Origin of the sequence: Mycobacteroides franklinii (assembly GCF_002013895.1) — a bacterium.
Taxonomy (GTDB): Bacteria; Actinomycetota; Actinomycetes; order Mycobacteriales; family Mycobacteriaceae; genus Mycobacterium; species Mycobacterium franklinii.
Genome location: NZ_MAFQ01000001.1, coordinates 192,879 through 206,501, shown reverse-complemented (window position 1 = coordinate 206,501; position 13,623 = coordinate 192,879). Strand labels below are relative to the sequence as shown.

Here is a 13,623-nt window from a genome sequence, read left to right as displayed (position 1 = left end):
CGGCCCAGTCTTTCGCTGCACGACCGACGTAAGGCAAGCTTGAACCTATGATTCGTCCTCCGTTCGGCGTCCGGTTGCTTCTTGGGGTCGCCGCTACCGTTCTCGAAGAGACTCGCAAGCTGCCTCAGGCAGTGCTGACCTATCCCATGACGGCGGCCAGCCAGACCGTTCAGAACTTCATGCGGTTCCAGCAGACGGTCACCGAACTGGCCATCAAGGGCGACGAGGCCTGGGAAAACATCTTCCCGCCCACCGATGAGCAGCCGGAGTGGGCGACGTTCGACGAGGACCTCGACGAGCTCGACGCACCCGAGCCCGACGAGACGCAGGCCACCGCCGTCTACGAGGACGCCGCCGAGCGGATGACGCAGGGACGGTTTGCGCTGTACTCCTCGGAGGCTGAGACCGCAGTGCCGGCACCCGAGTCCGAGCCGGCCGCCAAGCACGCGGCGCCGCGCAAGGCACCGGCGAAAAAGGCCGCCGCGAAAAAGCCAGCACCCACGCCGGCCTCCGAACCCGCCGATGGGGATGCTCCCGACGTCGTCGCCGAACTCGGCTACCACGACCTGACGCTGGCCCAGCTGCGGGCGCGACTGCAGTCGCTGTCCGTGGCCGAGCTCGAGGAGCTGCTGGCCTACGAAGATGCTCACAAGGCCCGCGCGCCCTATCAGACCTTGCTCGCGAACAGGATCACCCGCGCCGCTGCTCGTGGCTGATCCGGGAACAAGCCCCGAAAATCCCTGGCCGGTCCGCGCCGTCGCGACCCGGGTCGCCAAGTGGATCGACCGTCTAGGGCAGGTGTGGGTGGAAGGTCAGCTGACGCAGATCGACGTCCGGCCCGGCAGCAAGACGGTCTTCATGGTGCTGCGCGACCCGGCCGCCGACATGTCACTGACCGTCACATGCCCACCGGACATGGTGCGCAACGCTCCGGTGAAGCTGACCGAAGGCACCCAGGTGGTGGTGTGCGGCAAGCCCACCTTCTACACCGTGCGCGGATCGTTCTCGTTGCGGCTCAGCGAAATTCGGGCGGTGGGCATCGGCGAACTGTTGGCCCGGATCGAACGGCTGCGACAGCTGCTGGCCGCCGAGGGGCTGTTCGACCCGCGGTTGAAGCGTCCCGTTCCGTTCCTGCCCTCCCGCATCGGGCTGATCACCGGCCGCGCCAGCGCCGCCGAGCATGATGTGACCTCGGTGGCCTTGGCACGCTGGCCCGCAGTGCAATTCGCGGTGCGCAACACCCCGGTGCAGGGCCCACACGCGGTGGCCGAGATCGTCGCCGCATTGCAGGCGCTGGATGCCGACCCCGCGGTGGACGTGATCGTGCTGGCCCGCGGTGGCGGCAGCGTGGAGGATCTGCTGCCGTTCTCCGATGAGACGTTGTGTCGCGCGATTTCGGCGTGCCGCACGCCGGTGGTGAGCGCCGTCGGCCATGAGCCCGATAACCCGCTGTCAGATCTGGTCGCAGATCTGCGCGCCGCAACTCCCACCGACGCCGCGAAGAAATTGGTGCCCGATGCCGCGGCCGAGCAGGCGCTGATTCTGGATTTGCGGCGACGCTCGGCGCAGGCGCTACGCAACTGGGTACAGCGCGAGGAGCGCGGGTTGGATCAGGTACGCAGCCGGCCGGTGCTGGCCGACCCGCTGCGGATGCTGACGACACGGCACGATGAAATCGCCGTCGCCCGAACGGCACTGCGCCGCGACGTACGACGGTTGGTGGACTCCGAATCGCAGCGGATCGAGCACCTGACGGCCCGGCTGACCACGCTGGGTCCGGCCGCGACACTGGCCCGCGGGTACTCGGTGGTGCAGCGCGTGCGTGACGATGGCACGGTTGAGGTACTGCGAACGGTGAGCGACGCACCCACCGGCGCGTCTCTGCGAGTGAGAGTTTCGGACGGTGCCGTGACGGCAACCGTGACAGGAGAGGGTTCATGACGGAATCCGTAAGACCCACGGGCGAACTGGGCTACGAGGAAGCACGCGCGGAACTGATCGAGGTCGTGCAACAGCTCGATCAGGGCGGGCTGGATCTGGATACCTCGCTGGCGCTCTGGGAACGCGGTGAGGCACTGGCCAAACGCTGTGAAGAGCACCTGGCGGGTGCGCGCAAGCGCATCGAAGACGCCCTGGCCGAATAGGCTCCTGCGAGTCCTACGCGGTGTCCGACGTGGATGCGGGAGCAACCAAAGCCGCTAGGAGGTCGGAGAACATCGATTCGATGGTTGATTCGATCGAGACGGCCAGCGTGTCACGCACCGAACTGACGGAGTACGTGCGCAATTTGACCAGCAGAGTGAGCAATTCGCGGATCTGCGCATCATCGAGTTGCTTTCCGCCCGATTCGAGGCGGGCCGTCACCATGTGTGCGCCGGACTCCACCAGGATGCGGCTGATCTCTTCGATATGCGGCAATATCTTTTCGTACACATCGATCTGCTGATCCAGGCCCATCCCGTACTGGCGAATGTCGTCGAAGGCCTCGATGAGTTTGGGCCGGGTGATGACGGCCGAATCGCCGGTGACGCGGATGAGGCCCAGCGCCACCAGGCGATCGCGTGCGGCCGGGTCATCGACCAGTTGCTCGGCCTCGGCCCGTGACACCGTGCGGGGTCTCTCGTCGGCCCACGTACCGACGAGAGCGGTCTCGATGCCGAGGATGTCGCCGAGGTCCTTGCCTTCTTCCCACGCGGTCAGCATCTCCTGCAGGTGCGCCAGGTTGTAGCCACGGTCGAGCATGGACGTGATGAGTCGCAGCCGCGCCACATGAGATTCGTTGTAGATGGCCAACCGCCCCACTCGTGCTGGGGCAGGCAGCAACCCCCTATCGCGATATACGCGAATATTGCGGGTAGTCGTTCCGGCAGCGCGTGCCAGGTCATCGATGCGGTACTCCTGCGGCGAGATCCCACTGACCGCGGCCGAGTCAACGGGAGATTGCGCAACAGTCGTAAAAAGCTGTTCAACAACAGCTTTCACGGCATCCCGCGACTGCCGCCGGATCTGGCGCGGCCCGGCAAGTATCGACGTGATGGATACCTGCTGCCGTTCCATCGGCGGGGAGGGGCGGCGTGGCGGCATGGCGGACCTTGTCGGTGTCAGGCGGTTCTTAGGTGGCTATGTTCGCATTCGCCGCAGCAGTGTCGTGCGCGCGCCGCGCTGACAGGTCGGCCGATGTCCTGCCTCGCCCGCTGAACGAGTAGTCATCCAGGTTGAATCGCCGACTGCGGATCGCCGATTCCAGCGTGGTTGTCGGCCGCAACGGCACATCGCCGTTCTTGTCGAAGTAGTAACTGTTGGCGCTGGCGCAGCTGTCTTGCCAGAAGATCTGGTTATGCCGCCGGCTCAGCATCTCTTGGAAGAACCGATCATTGGCTTCCTGGGTCACCTCGACACGGTCGGCGCCCACCTTGCGGGCATGGGAGAGGACACGAATGATGTGTGTCGTCTGCGCTTCGATGAGCGCGAAGTAGGACGATCCGTTGTACCCGTACGGACCAAAAATATTGAAGTGGTTGGGGAATTGCGGCACCGAAACGCCCTCGTAGGCCTGCAGCCGCTCGTTCGACCACTTGTCGCGCAGACTCAGGCCGCCGACACCGCGCAGCTCGTAGGTGGGCATGTTCTCGGGATCCATCACCTTGAAACCCGTCGCCAAAATCAACACGTCGAGCTGGTGCTCGGCGCCGTCGGCGGTGTGCACGGCATCGGCGCTGATCTCCCGGATGGGCGCGGTCTCCAGCAGCACGTTCGCCCGATTGAAGGTGGCCAGGTAGCCGTTGTGGAAACTGGGCCGCTTGCATCCCAGGCCGTATTGCGGTGTGAGCTCGGCACGAATCTTCGGGTCCCGCACCTGTGACCGTAGGTAGGCGCGGCCCAGTTTTTCCGCGAGTGGCCGGATCCGCAGAATCCGGTCGTAGTGCGCGGGGATGGGGAAAGTCGCTTCGACAAACGCCTGGCTCACGAGCCGCGTTACCTGCTGTGCCCCCGGAACGTGGCGCAGCGCCCAGCGAAATGGCGTGGACAAGGCGAAGTCGGGTTTGGGCATGCACCAGATGGGGGTGCGCTGAAACACCGTGAGGCGCTGCACGTCCGCGGCGATAGACGGAATGATCTGCACCGCAGAGGCTCCGGTCCCGATGATCCCGACACGCTTACCGCGCAGGTCCTGATCATGGTCCCACCGCGCGGTGTGCATCTTGATACCGGCGAACTCCTCGACACCGCGAATGTCGGGATTGTTGGGTCGGGTCAACACACCGGACGCACTGACCACATAGCGACAGGTGCGCTCGGCACCGTCCGCGGTGGTGATGCGCCAGAGGTGTGCAGCAGGATCCCAGCTGGCGGACAGGACGCTGGTGCCGAATTGGATATGTTGGGCCAAGCCATATTTGGCGACGCATTGTTCGGCGTAGCGTTTCAGTTCCTGTCCTGGCGCGTAGGAGCGTGACCAGTCGCGGCGCTTCTCAAACGAGAACTGGTAGCTGAAGGACGGGATGTCGACGGCAATCCCCGGGTAGGTGTTCCAGTGCCAGGTTCCGCCGGGTCCGTCGGCCTCATCGAGGATGACGAAATCTTTGAACCCGGCCTCTTTGAATTTGATCGCGAACCCGATGCCGGCGAAACCGGCACCGATGACGATCACATCGTTGTGCATTCCGCCCCCGGTGGGCAGTGGGGCACGAGCGGGACGGTCGATGGTGGTCACGAGAGTTTCTCCTGCACGGTGGTTGATAAGGCGCGGCAACTGAGTGCGTCAGCGATCGCGGCACGGATGATCTCGGCAACGCGCGCCGGCTGGTCGTACTGAGGGCAATGCCCTGAACCGTCGATGAATCGCAGCATCGCATCGGGATGCTTGTTACGCAAGGCTTTTGCACCTCGCGGTGGGCATACCCAGTCTTTGCTTCCCCATGCCGCGGTCACCGGGACCACAAACCGCCAGTTCCCCAGGGCATCGGGCCGGCTTAACTCGGCGATGGTGTCACCACCCAGCAGCAGCAGGCGTCGTAGATCGCCAGGGCCCCAGTGCGACGCGTACTGGGCTTTAGCCTCCGGGGTGAGACGGCCCGAGGCTACCGCGCGCGCGAACCCCGCGCTGATCAATGCCGGCGCCGTGACGGTGCCGCGGAACATCGGCGGAATGGGCAAGCCGAGCAACCAGTCGGTGGCCGGCCGAACGCGCCGTGCCAGTCGCATCCACCATGTTGTGCACAACCCGGCAGGACCAATGGCGACCGCGGCGACCAACGGGAGATCCGCGTCCTGAGCAGCGTGCAAAACCGCCAGACCGCCCACCGAATTGCCGACGAGGACAACGCCCTCCCCGCGATCGAACTGGCGCACTGCGGCTGCTAGGAAATCGTCCACCGCAGACAGATACCCGGCTGCCAGCGGCCGTGCTGCCCGCCCGAAATGCGGTAGATCGACCGCCGCACAGCGGTGCCCTTGCTCACCGAGCAGGTCGAGCACCGACCGCCAGCCGTCTGCCGATTCAGTGAATCCGTGGATCAGCAGGACCGTGGGCCCGCTGCCATCGACGTCCAGGACCCGGGTCCGCACGTCGCCGATCATGGCGACCTTTGTATTGCGCTGCGCGCGTTTACGCGCTGCTGGTTCGGCCGTGGTGTTCATAGCCTCGCCACCAATCCGCTGAGCGCGGGCACGAGCCGCAATGCGTGGTAGCCCAGTTGCGTCTCAAAGCCGACAGACACCATGGCACGGTCTCGTGCTGCCGCCGCCGTGACGGCCTTGGCAACCGCGTTGGGCGAGTGACTGATACTGAACATCTTTGACAATCGGTCTTTTTCGGAGATTGCGGTGCCGCGCAAGCGGGTGTTGTACAGGATCGGGGTGTTGATCACACCAGGACAGATCACCGATACCCCAACCCGCCGGGACGAAAGGTCAGCGCGCAGACTTCGCGAAAATGCGACCACGGCAGCTTTTGAGGCGCAATAGGTTGCCATTCTCCGGTTCGGCAGATAGGCCGCGCCCGAGGCGATGTTCACAATCTGTCCGCGCCGACGGGCAGCCATCGTGGCACCAAACGATCGACAGCCGTGCACCACTCCGTCGATATTGATGGACCGCAACCATGTCCAGTCATCTTCGGTGGTGTCCAGGAACGGTCCACCGACTCCGACACCGGCGTTGTTGATGAGAATGTCGACATCGCCCACCTCCAAATTCGCCGATTTAGCGAGCGCGGCAACGGCTTCGGCGTCAGCGACATCGCACTGATAGGAGTGGGCCTGTGCACCGTGTTCGCGGCATCGCTCGGCCGTGTCCTTGGCGCTGGCCTCGTCGATATCGCTCGCGACGACCACCGCACCAAGTCGGGCGTAACGCTCGGCGATCGCCGCACCGATCCCGCTGCCCGCGCCGGTGACGACGACGACCGCACCGCGAGCCTCGATGCCGCTCATAGCGCGACCTCGCGTCGCCGGGCAATCATGGGTAGGCCGTGCTTGGGCCGCAAGGTCAAGGTGGCCTCGGGCTCGATGGGATGCCCGGGCACCAAGTCGAAAACGTAACGCTGGCTGAGCATTGCGGTGATCAGCACCGACTCCATGACGGCGAACCCCTGCCCTATGCAGCTTCGCTTCCCGCCGCCGAAGGGCAGGTACGCCGACCGCGGCCGGTCCTTGCCCGCACCCGGCATGAATCGGCCGGGGTCGAACTCTTCCGGATTGGGCCACCATCGCGGATCGTGATGGATCAGGTGGGCGGGCACGATGATGGTGGTGCCCTTGCGCACACGGTGACCGCCGATCACGTCGTCGCGCACCGCGACACGCGGGATGGCCCAGGCGGGTGAGAAGAACCGCATTGATTCCATGAAAACCGCTGTCGTCCAAGGAAGATTGGGCAGATCCTCGGCCGTTGGGGCACGTCCCGCGAGCACCGTGTCAATTTCCTCGAACATGCGGTCGCGAGCACGCGGATTCAGTGCCAGTAGGTACCACATCCACGACAGTGCATTGGCGGTGGTTTCATGCCCGGCGAGCATCAGCGTGATCGCCTCGTCACGCACCCTCTTGATCGGCATGCCCCCCTTCTCGTCGGAGGCATTCAACAGATGGTTCAGCAGGTCCGGCGTATCAACCGGATTCTCCCGGCGGTCATTGATGACCTGCCACACCGCATTGTCGATCAAGGTGACGATCTTCTGGATGTCGCGAAACGGAGGTGGCAACGGCAAGGGCGTAAACGCCACCCGAGCCAGGCCCCGCCATACGGTCGGCGGAGGTGCCGCCACCATGAATACGCGCAGCAGACGTTCGCCGAAGCGCAGCCCGCCCGTGACCATCGGAGACATCCCGGTGGCGACGGGCCCGAACTGCTGGCTGAACAGCGAGTTGCCCACCACGTTGAGCGTGAGTTCGACCATCTCCGAAACCATGTCGACCTCGATGCGGCCCTCGCGCCGCTGCAGTTCATTGAGCAGTTCGTCAATCGGTTCGATCATCAAATCGACAAGCCCATTGAGGTGCCGTTTGGCGAACATCGGGGACAACATGGTGCGGTACCGCTGCCACGACTCCTCCTCATCGGTGAACAGGCTGACACCCAGCAGGGCACGCAAAAGTTCATATTCGAATGACTTGTAGTAATTGAGCCGTCCGGCATGCAGCACATGATCGACATACTCGGGATGGCAGAGCGTGATGAATCGTCTAGTCCCCGTGCGGAATCGAGCGATGTCATGCCCTCGTACCCGATCTACCCAGCCCGACCGGTAACTCAGCCCGACCAGAAGTGCGTCCTTGATCATGGGCGCCGCGGGGAAGCGGGCGGCCGGCGCAACCGGGGGCCCGGGAGCCTCGGCAGTGGGTGTGCGCCCCGCCGGGCACACACCGGATTGCGGTACTGGCTCATGCACTGTCGTCATTGACAATTCTCCTCACCGGCACGCCGCCGTTGGCGCCATCAGCAAGACAACAGCCAATGTTGCCATTTGTCAATGGCAACATTGGCTGTTGTCTTTTTGACCCGAATCTCCGATCAATCGGCCAGCGGTGTGACCGGCGCCCTCCCGTAATGTCGCAGCATGTGCGAGACAGCGGAAAACCCGAGACTGGATAGCCTCGACACCCCGTTCCTGGCCGTCGATCTGGCGGTGATGGACCGCAACATCGAACGGCTGGCCGGACGCCTGCGCGGTACCGGGGTCCAGCTGCGGCCACATGCCAAGAGCCACAAGTGCATCGAGATAGCGCAGCGACAGATCGACAGTGGCGCGATCGGCCTGACCGTCGCCACGATCGGCGAGGCCGAGGTCTTCGCCGAAGCCGGATTCACCGACCTGTTCATCGCCTACCCACTGTGGCTGACCCCGCACAAGGCAGAGCGGCTACGCGCAGTGGCCTCCACGGCGGAGCTGCGTGTGGCGGTGGATTCGGCTGCGGGCGCCCGGCAGTTGGCCGAGCACCTTGGCGATCTGCCCCTCACCGTTGTCGTTGAGATCGATTCCGGACATCACCGCACCGGGGTCACCCCAGAGGAGGCCGGCGCGGTTGCGGCAGCAGCACGAGCGGCCGGGCTGAACGTTGTGGGTGTCTTCACCTTCCCGGGCCACGGCTACACGCCCGGACAACGTCGACAGGTCGCCGCGCAGGAATCGCGTGCGCTCGACGCGGCCGCCAAAAGCCTGCGCGCACAAGGGATCGAACCCTCCATACGCAGCGGTGGCTCCACCCCCACCGTCGGCGCTGCCGACAACATCGTGCTGACCGAGGTGCGACCTGGCGTCTACCCCTTCAACGACGCCCAGCAGTTCGAGTTGGATGTCTGCACGCTCGACGACATCGCGCTCAGTGCCGTCACCACCGTGGTGCACACCCGGGACCGGACCGCCATCGTGGATGCGGGCAGCAAGATCCTGGGCGCCGACCGACCGGGTTGGGCCACTGGTTTCGGGCGCCTGATCAATGAACCGGATGCCCGCATCGTCGCGCTGTCCGAGCATCACGCGACCATCGAGTTCCCCGGCGCCGCACCATCTCCCGGAACGCGGCTGCGCATCGCACCGAATCATCTGTGTAACGCCGTAAACCTGGTCGACTCACTGGTGATCGATTCCGCGGATGGCCCGCAGCACTGGGCGGTGGCGGCACGGGGCGCCAATACCTAGCGGGTATCGAGATCCACGTTGTGCAGCAAGACACCGAGAAGATCCCTGCATTTCGTCGATCTCGACGCAGCCGGACCTAACGGGGAAGTGGCGTAGCTGTCTGCGCGGCGCGTGCGACGGTCCGGAAGGCCTCAGCATCCCCGGCGCCGGTGACGGCCACGGTCACCTTGTTGTCCAGCCGGGTAACCCACAGCGGCTCGACTCCTTCGTCGCCCTCGTAGGCCACCCAACGCACACCGTCGACATCCTCCGGCCCGCGTGGGACCAGCGACGTGTTCACCTTCGGGACAAGCTTTTCTTCGGGCGCACCGCTTTGCATCACCGCCATGTAGGCACCCGACGGGCTCAGATACCCCACCTTCGACAGGGGCGTTCCGTCGACGCTGTCCCGCCCACCGGAGTTGGACCGCCACCCCTCGGGCAGCGACGGCTCACGGACCGGAAAAGGGAACTGCCGGGCGTCGGCCTGCAGCGCGGCGTGCGCGTCGTAAGAGGGCGGCTGACCGACGGTCGGCCCGCTTGGGGTGAACGAGCACATGCCGAGCACTCCGGCCAGCACGATGCACACCAGCACCAGCGGGGCCATCGACCAGAACATGTCGCGGCCGTCCTGGAACAAACGCGGCTTGGCTGGCCGCGGCGCCGGGACGGCCACACGGTCGTTGGGCCCCTCTGGCGGGGATGCGTCTGCCATGCTTCCCATCCTCGCAGGCGCCGCCTGATGCTCTTCGCGCAAGCGGCTCATCGGTACTTCATGCACTTCGCCATGCTCTTCGCGCAAGCGGCTCATCGCGCCATGAAAGAATCACAACTCATGAGCCCGTCGCGCAGAGAAGCCCCGGACCGCAACCTGGCATTAGAGCTGGTCAGAGTGACCGAGGCCGGTGCCATGGCCGCAGGCCGATGGGTCGGCCGCGGCGAAAAGGAAAAGGGCGACGGTGCCGCCGTCGACGCCATGCGTGAGCTGGTCAACTCCGTTTCCATGCGCGGTGTGGTCGTCATCGGCGAAGGCGAGAAGGACAACGCCCCGATGCTCTACAACGGCGAGGAAGTCGGCAACGGCGACGGCCCGGACTGCGATTTCGCGGTGGACCCGGTGGATGGCACCACGCTGATGAGCAAGGGCATGCCCAACGCCATTTCCGTGCTCGCGGTTTCCGAGCGCGGCACCATGTTCGACCCGTCGGCCGTCTTCTACATGGAGAAGATCGCCGTCGGCCCCGACGCCGCCGACGTCATCGACATCAGCGCTCCCGTCTCGGAGAACATCAAGCGCGTCGCCAAGGTGCGCAGCTGTTCTGTATCCGATATCACTGTCTGCATCTTGGATCGGCCCCGTCACGGCGAGCTGATCCAGAACGTCCGCGAAACCGGCGCCCGCATCCGCCTCATCTCCGACGGCGACGTGGCCGGTGCCATCTCCACCGCCCGCCCCAACTCGGGCACCGACATGCTGCTGGGTATCGGCGGCACCCCCGAGGGCATCATCGCCGCGGCCGCCATGCGCTGCATGGGTGGCGCCATCCACGGCAAGCTCGCGCCTCGTGACGACGAGGAACGCCAGAAGGCCATCGACGCCGGCTACGACCTCGACCAGATCCTGACCACCGAAGACCTGGTCTCCGGCGAGAATGTCTTCTTCTGCGCCACCGGCGTCACCGATGGCGATCTGCTGCAGGGCGTCCGGTACTTCGGCGGCGGCTGCACCACGCAGTCGATCGTGATGCGCTCCAAGTCCGGCACCGTCCGGATGATCGAGGCGTATCACCGCCTCACCAAGCTCCGCGAGTACTCCGCGGTCGACTTCACCGGTGACGACGACGCCACCCATCCTCTCCCCTAATTCCATCATCGACGACGAGAAGGAAGACCATTGTCTGAACAGCAGTACCGCATCGAGCACGACACCATGGGCGAGGTCCGGGTCCCCGTGGAAGCACTGTGGCGCGCGCAGACTCAGCGCGCGGTCGAGAACTTCCCCATCTCGGGGCGCGGCCTGGAGCGCACGCAGATCCGTGCGCTCGGCCTGCTGAAGGGCGCCTGCGCCCAGGTCAACAAGGATCTGGGTCTGCTGGCGCCGGAGAAGGCAGACGCGATTATCGCTGCCGCGCAAGAGATTGCCGACGGCAAGCACGACGACCAGTTCCCCATTGACGTGTTCCAGACTGGTTCGGGTACCAGCTCGAACATGAACGCCAACGAGGTCATCGCCTCGATCGCCGCCAACAACGGTGTGACCGTGCACCCGAACGACGACGTCAACATGTCGCAGTCCTCCAATGACACCTTCCCGACGGCCACGCACCTGGCCGCGACGGAAGCCGCTGCGCGCGATCTGATCCCGGCGCTGGAGTACCTGCAGCAGGCGCTGGCCACCAAGGCCAAGGCCTGGAAGACCGTGGTGAAGTCCGGCCGCACACACCTGATGGACGCGGTGCCGGTGACCCTGGGCCAGGAGTTCGGCGGCTACGCCCGTCAGATCGAGGCCGGCGTCGAGCGCGTGAAGGCGACGCTGCCCCGCTTGGGTGAGCTGCCGATCGGTGGCACCGCGGTGGGTACCGGCCTGAACGCCCCCGACGGCTTCGGCGCGAAAGTTGTTGAGGTACTGAAGCAGTCGACGGGCCTGTCGGAGCTGAAGACGGCCACCGACTCATTCGAGGCGCAGGCCGCCCGCGACGGGCTGGTCGAGGCGTCCGGTGCGCTGAAGACCATCGCGGCGTCGCTGACCAAGATTGCCAACGACATCCGCTGGATGGGTTCCGGCCCGCTGACCGGCCTCGGCGAGATCCAGCTCCCCGACCTGCAGCCCGGCAGCTCGATCATGCCCGGCAAGGTGAACCCGGTGCTGCCCGAGGCCGTCACCCAGGTCGCGGCGCAGGTGATCGGTAACGACGCCGCCATCACCGTCGGCGGACTGTCCGGCGCGTTCGAGCTCAACGTGTACATCCCGGTCATGGCGCGCAACCTGCTGGAGTCGTTCACGTTGCTGGCCAACGTGTCTCGACTCTTCGTCGACAAGTGCGTCGACGGCCTGATCGCCAACGAGGAGCACCTGCGGACGCTGGCGGAGTCCTCCCCGTCGATCGTCACCCCGCTGAACTCGGCCATCGGCTACGAGGAAGCGGCGGCCGTCGCGAAGGAAGCACTCAAGCAGCGCAAGACGATTCGGCAGACGGTCATCGACCGTGGCCTGATCGGCGACAAACTGAGCGTCGAGGAGCTGGACAAGCGCCTGGACGTGCTCGCCATGGCGAAGGTCAAAGACTAAGACCCGTCACCGTGGGTGCCTAGTACGACGGCAGGACGATGTCCTCCCAAGTGACGGTTATGTTCGTGGGCTCGATACCGATGATGTCGTTGACCACTGAGGCAGCTCGCTTCCTCAGTGCGTCACCGTCATCGAGGTAGGTACGGTCACGATCGGCAGTACCGATGGCCACCAGGTTGATGCGTAACGCCGTCACCGCCTGCCCGTCCACGTTCACGTCCACGGCAGCAATCGCCGCTGAGGCCTCGGCGGCGAGCTCGGCCAGGCTTGATGTCAGCGCTTTCGCCAACGCCAGATGACTGACGGTGATCCCAGGGATTGCCGTGCTGATCGGCTTGCCTCTGCGTGGCAGTGCGGCGATCCGGTGTGCGACGGCGGCGCGCAGCTGCTCCAGGGCTGATCCACCCTCATTCCAGGGAGCTGCCGGTACACGGCCATCTGCTCCGCCGTCCAGCTCGGCCAATCGGCGGGTGGCATCGGCGATCCATGCCGTGGCGTCAGCGACGGCATCATGGTTGTCCCCGGTTCTCGCATCCATCAGTTCTCCAGTGTTACGCCATATGCCCTGAGCTGTACAGCTGGCGGACTGAATCTGGTCTCCGTGTTCACTCATGGACGGAAGTCCTTCAGCGTTTCCGCCAGCCGCTTGCGGGTGCGCTGCAAGTTGCCGCGAACCGATCCCTCGGTGGTCCGCAGAACGGTCGCTATCTCCGCCAGAGGTAGGTCGTAGACCTCACGAAGCCACCAGGCCGCACGCGCCGCATAAGGCAGCTGCGATAGCTCACGGCTCAACGCGGCAAGGAAATCACCGTCCAGCGCCCGTTCACTGGGCCCGGCACCGACATCCGCGACGTCGGGCACGTCGTCGATATCGAAATCGCGACGGCGCCGCCGCATCGCGTCAACGGTCTTCCGGGACGCGAGCGAGTACAACCAGGTACGGAACTGTGACCGAAAGGCGAACGAAGGCAACCCCTTCCAGGCGGCGATGAACGTCTCCTGGACGATGTCGTCATACTCGGCCCGCTCCGGATACGTGCGGGCAACGAATCTCAGCAGTGCGGGACCATGACGGACGACCAGAACATCGAACGCCTCCGAATCCCCTTGCTGAGCGCGACGGGCAAGCATCTCGTCCGACAACGACGCCAGCAGTTCGCCCCGCGGCAAGAGCGGCAGCACCACTGTGTCCCCTGTCGTCCTGAGCACGAAA

General features: G+C 65.1%; 14 protein-coding genes. 6 read left to right on the top strand and 8 right to left on the bottom strand.

The annotated features are described in order from the left end of the window. Positions 1–47: 47 nt before the first annotated feature. The 3 genes from B4393_RS01220 to B4393_RS01210 are packed head-to-tail and all read left to right on the top strand — an operon-like array spanning position 48 to position 2,144. Positions 48–716 carry a lipid droplet-associated protein gene (locus B4393_RS01220; RefSeq protein WP_070936122.1) on the top strand — a complete coding sequence of 223 codons (669 nt, stop codon included), beginning with the start codon at positions 48–50 and terminating at the stop codon, positions 714–716. Continuing rightward, on the top strand, positions 709–1,941 hold the full coding sequence (gene xseA / locus B4393_RS01215) for an exodeoxyribonuclease VII large subunit (protein WP_078332599.1): 1,233 nt from the start codon (positions 709–711) through the stop codon (positions 1,939–1,941). The genes B4393_RS01220 and xseA overlap by 8 nt, the downstream gene beginning before the upstream one ends. Then, positions 1,938–2,144: an exodeoxyribonuclease VII small subunit gene (locus tag B4393_RS01210; RefSeq protein ID WP_078332598.1), complete on the top strand. Its 207-nt coding sequence runs from the start codon at positions 1,938–1,940 to the stop codon at positions 2,142–2,144. The genes xseA and B4393_RS01210 overlap by 4 nt, the downstream gene beginning before the upstream one ends. A 13-nt stretch (positions 2,145–2,157) precedes the next feature. Here the strand turns inward: B4393_RS01210 and B4393_RS01205 are convergent, their stop codons facing one another. The 5 genes from B4393_RS01205 to B4393_RS27085 are packed head-to-tail and all read right to left on the bottom strand — an operon-like array spanning position 2,158 to position 7,900. Further along, positions 2,158–3,084 (bottom strand): MerR family transcriptional regulator, encoded by a 927-nt coding sequence (locus B4393_RS01205; RefSeq protein WP_078332597.1) that lies wholly within the window; start codon positions 3,082–3,084, stop codon positions 2,158–2,160. Between the two features lie 28 nt (positions 3,085–3,112). Beyond that, positions 3,113–4,663: a flavin-containing monooxygenase gene (locus B4393_RS01200; RefSeq protein WP_078332973.1), complete on the bottom strand. Its 1,551-nt coding sequence runs from the start codon at positions 4,661–4,663 to the stop codon at positions 3,113–3,115. 47 nt (positions 4,664–4,710) lie between these two features. Beyond that, positions 4,711–5,640 carry an alpha/beta fold hydrolase gene (locus B4393_RS01195; RefSeq protein ID WP_078332596.1) on the bottom strand — a complete coding sequence of 310 codons (930 nt, stop codon included), beginning with the start codon at positions 5,638–5,640 and terminating at the stop codon, positions 4,711–4,713. Next, positions 5,637–6,434: an SDR family NAD(P)-dependent oxidoreductase gene (locus tag B4393_RS01190; RefSeq protein WP_109558353.1), complete on the bottom strand. Its 798-nt coding sequence runs from the start codon at positions 6,432–6,434 to the stop codon at positions 5,637–5,639. Before B4393_RS01190 ends, B4393_RS01195 begins: the two co-directional genes overlap by 4 nt. Next, positions 6,431–7,900, bottom strand: a complete 1,470-nt coding sequence (locus B4393_RS27085; protein WP_236743088.1) for a cytochrome P450 — start codon at positions 7,898–7,900, stop codon at positions 6,431–6,433. Before B4393_RS27085 ends, B4393_RS01190 begins: the two co-directional genes overlap by 4 nt. A gap of 159 nt (positions 7,901–8,059) precedes the next feature. On the opposite strand from B4393_RS27085, the gene B4393_RS01185 reads away from it, so the two are divergent. Continuing rightward, positions 8,060–9,142, top strand: a complete 1,083-nt coding sequence (locus B4393_RS01185; RefSeq protein WP_078332594.1) for a D-TA family PLP-dependent enzyme — start codon at positions 8,060–8,062, stop codon at positions 9,140–9,142. Positions 9,143–9,218: 76 nt separating this feature from the next. On the opposite strand, the gene B4393_RS01180 is transcribed toward B4393_RS01185, so the two are convergent. Continuing rightward, positions 9,219–9,845: a DUF4245 domain-containing protein gene (locus B4393_RS01180; RefSeq protein ID WP_078332972.1), complete on the bottom strand. Its 627-nt coding sequence runs from the start codon at positions 9,843–9,845 to the stop codon at positions 9,219–9,221. Positions 9,846–9,908: 63 nt separating this feature from the next. Here B4393_RS01180 and glpX point away from each other — a divergent pair, with 63 nt between their 5' ends. Next, positions 9,909–10,985 carry a class II fructose-bisphosphatase gene (glpX, locus tag B4393_RS01175; RefSeq protein ID WP_236743101.1) on the top strand — a complete coding sequence of 359 codons (1,077 nt, stop codon included), beginning with the start codon at positions 9,909–9,911 and terminating at the stop codon, positions 10,983–10,985. A 30-nt stretch (positions 10,986–11,015) separates the two neighbouring features. After that, entirely contained in the window at positions 11,016–12,410 is a 1,395-nt protein-coding gene (locus B4393_RS01170) for a class II fumarate hydratase (RefSeq protein WP_078278953.1), read from the top strand. 19 nt (positions 12,411–12,429) lie between these two features. On the opposite strand, the gene B4393_RS01165 is transcribed toward B4393_RS01170, so the two are convergent. Next, positions 12,430–12,948, bottom strand: a complete 519-nt coding sequence (locus B4393_RS01165) for a hypothetical protein (protein WP_078332593.1) — start codon at positions 12,946–12,948, stop codon at positions 12,430–12,432. A 71-nt stretch (positions 12,949–13,019) separates the two neighbouring features. Further along, positions 13,020–13,580, bottom strand: coding sequence for an RNA polymerase sigma factor (locus B4393_RS01160; protein ID WP_078332969.1), 561 nt, complete (start codon positions 13,578–13,580; stop codon positions 13,020–13,022). Positions 13,581–13,623 lie beyond the last annotated feature (43 nt).

Excerpts from the sequence above, each read along its gene's own strand:
- B4393_RS01220 (WP_070936122.1), top strand. The coding sequence starts at position 48 with ATGATTCGTCCTCCGTTCGGCGTCCGGTTGCTTCTTGGGGTCGCCGCT.
- B4393_RS01210 (WP_078332598.1), top strand. The coding sequence starts at position 1,938 with ATGACGGAATCCGTAAGACCCACGGGCGAACTGGGCTACGAGGAAGCA.
- B4393_RS01205 (WP_078332597.1), bottom strand. The coding sequence starts at position 3,084 with ATGCCGCCACGCCGCCCCTCCCCGCCGATGGAACGGCAGCAGGTATCC.
- B4393_RS01200 (WP_078332973.1), bottom strand. The coding sequence starts at position 4,663 with ATGCACAACGATGTGATCGTCATCGGTGCCGGTTTCGCCGGCATCGGG.
- B4393_RS01195 (WP_078332596.1), bottom strand. The coding sequence starts at position 5,640 with ATGAACACCACGGCCGAACCAGCAGCGCGTAAACGCGCGCAGCGCAAT.
- B4393_RS01190 (WP_109558353.1), bottom strand. The coding sequence starts at position 6,434 with ATGAGCGGCATCGAGGCTCGCGGTGCGGTCGTCGTCGTCACCGGCGCG.
- B4393_RS27085 (WP_236743088.1), bottom strand. The coding sequence starts at position 7,900 with ATGACGACAGTGCATGAGCCAGTACCGCAATCCGGTGTGTGCCCGGCG.
- B4393_RS01185 (WP_078332594.1), top strand. The coding sequence starts at position 8,060 with ATGTGCGAGACAGCGGAAAACCCGAGACTGGATAGCCTCGACACCCCG.
- B4393_RS01180 (WP_078332972.1), bottom strand. The coding sequence starts at position 9,845 with ATGGGAAGCATGGCAGACGCATCCCCGCCAGAGGGGCCCAACGACCGT.
- glpX (WP_236743101.1), top strand. The coding sequence starts at position 9,909 with ATGCTCTTCGCGCAAGCGGCTCATCGCGCCATGAAAGAATCACAACTC.
- B4393_RS01165 (WP_078332593.1), bottom strand. The coding sequence starts at position 12,948 with ATGGATGCGAGAACCGGGGACAACCATGATGCCGTCGCTGACGCCACG.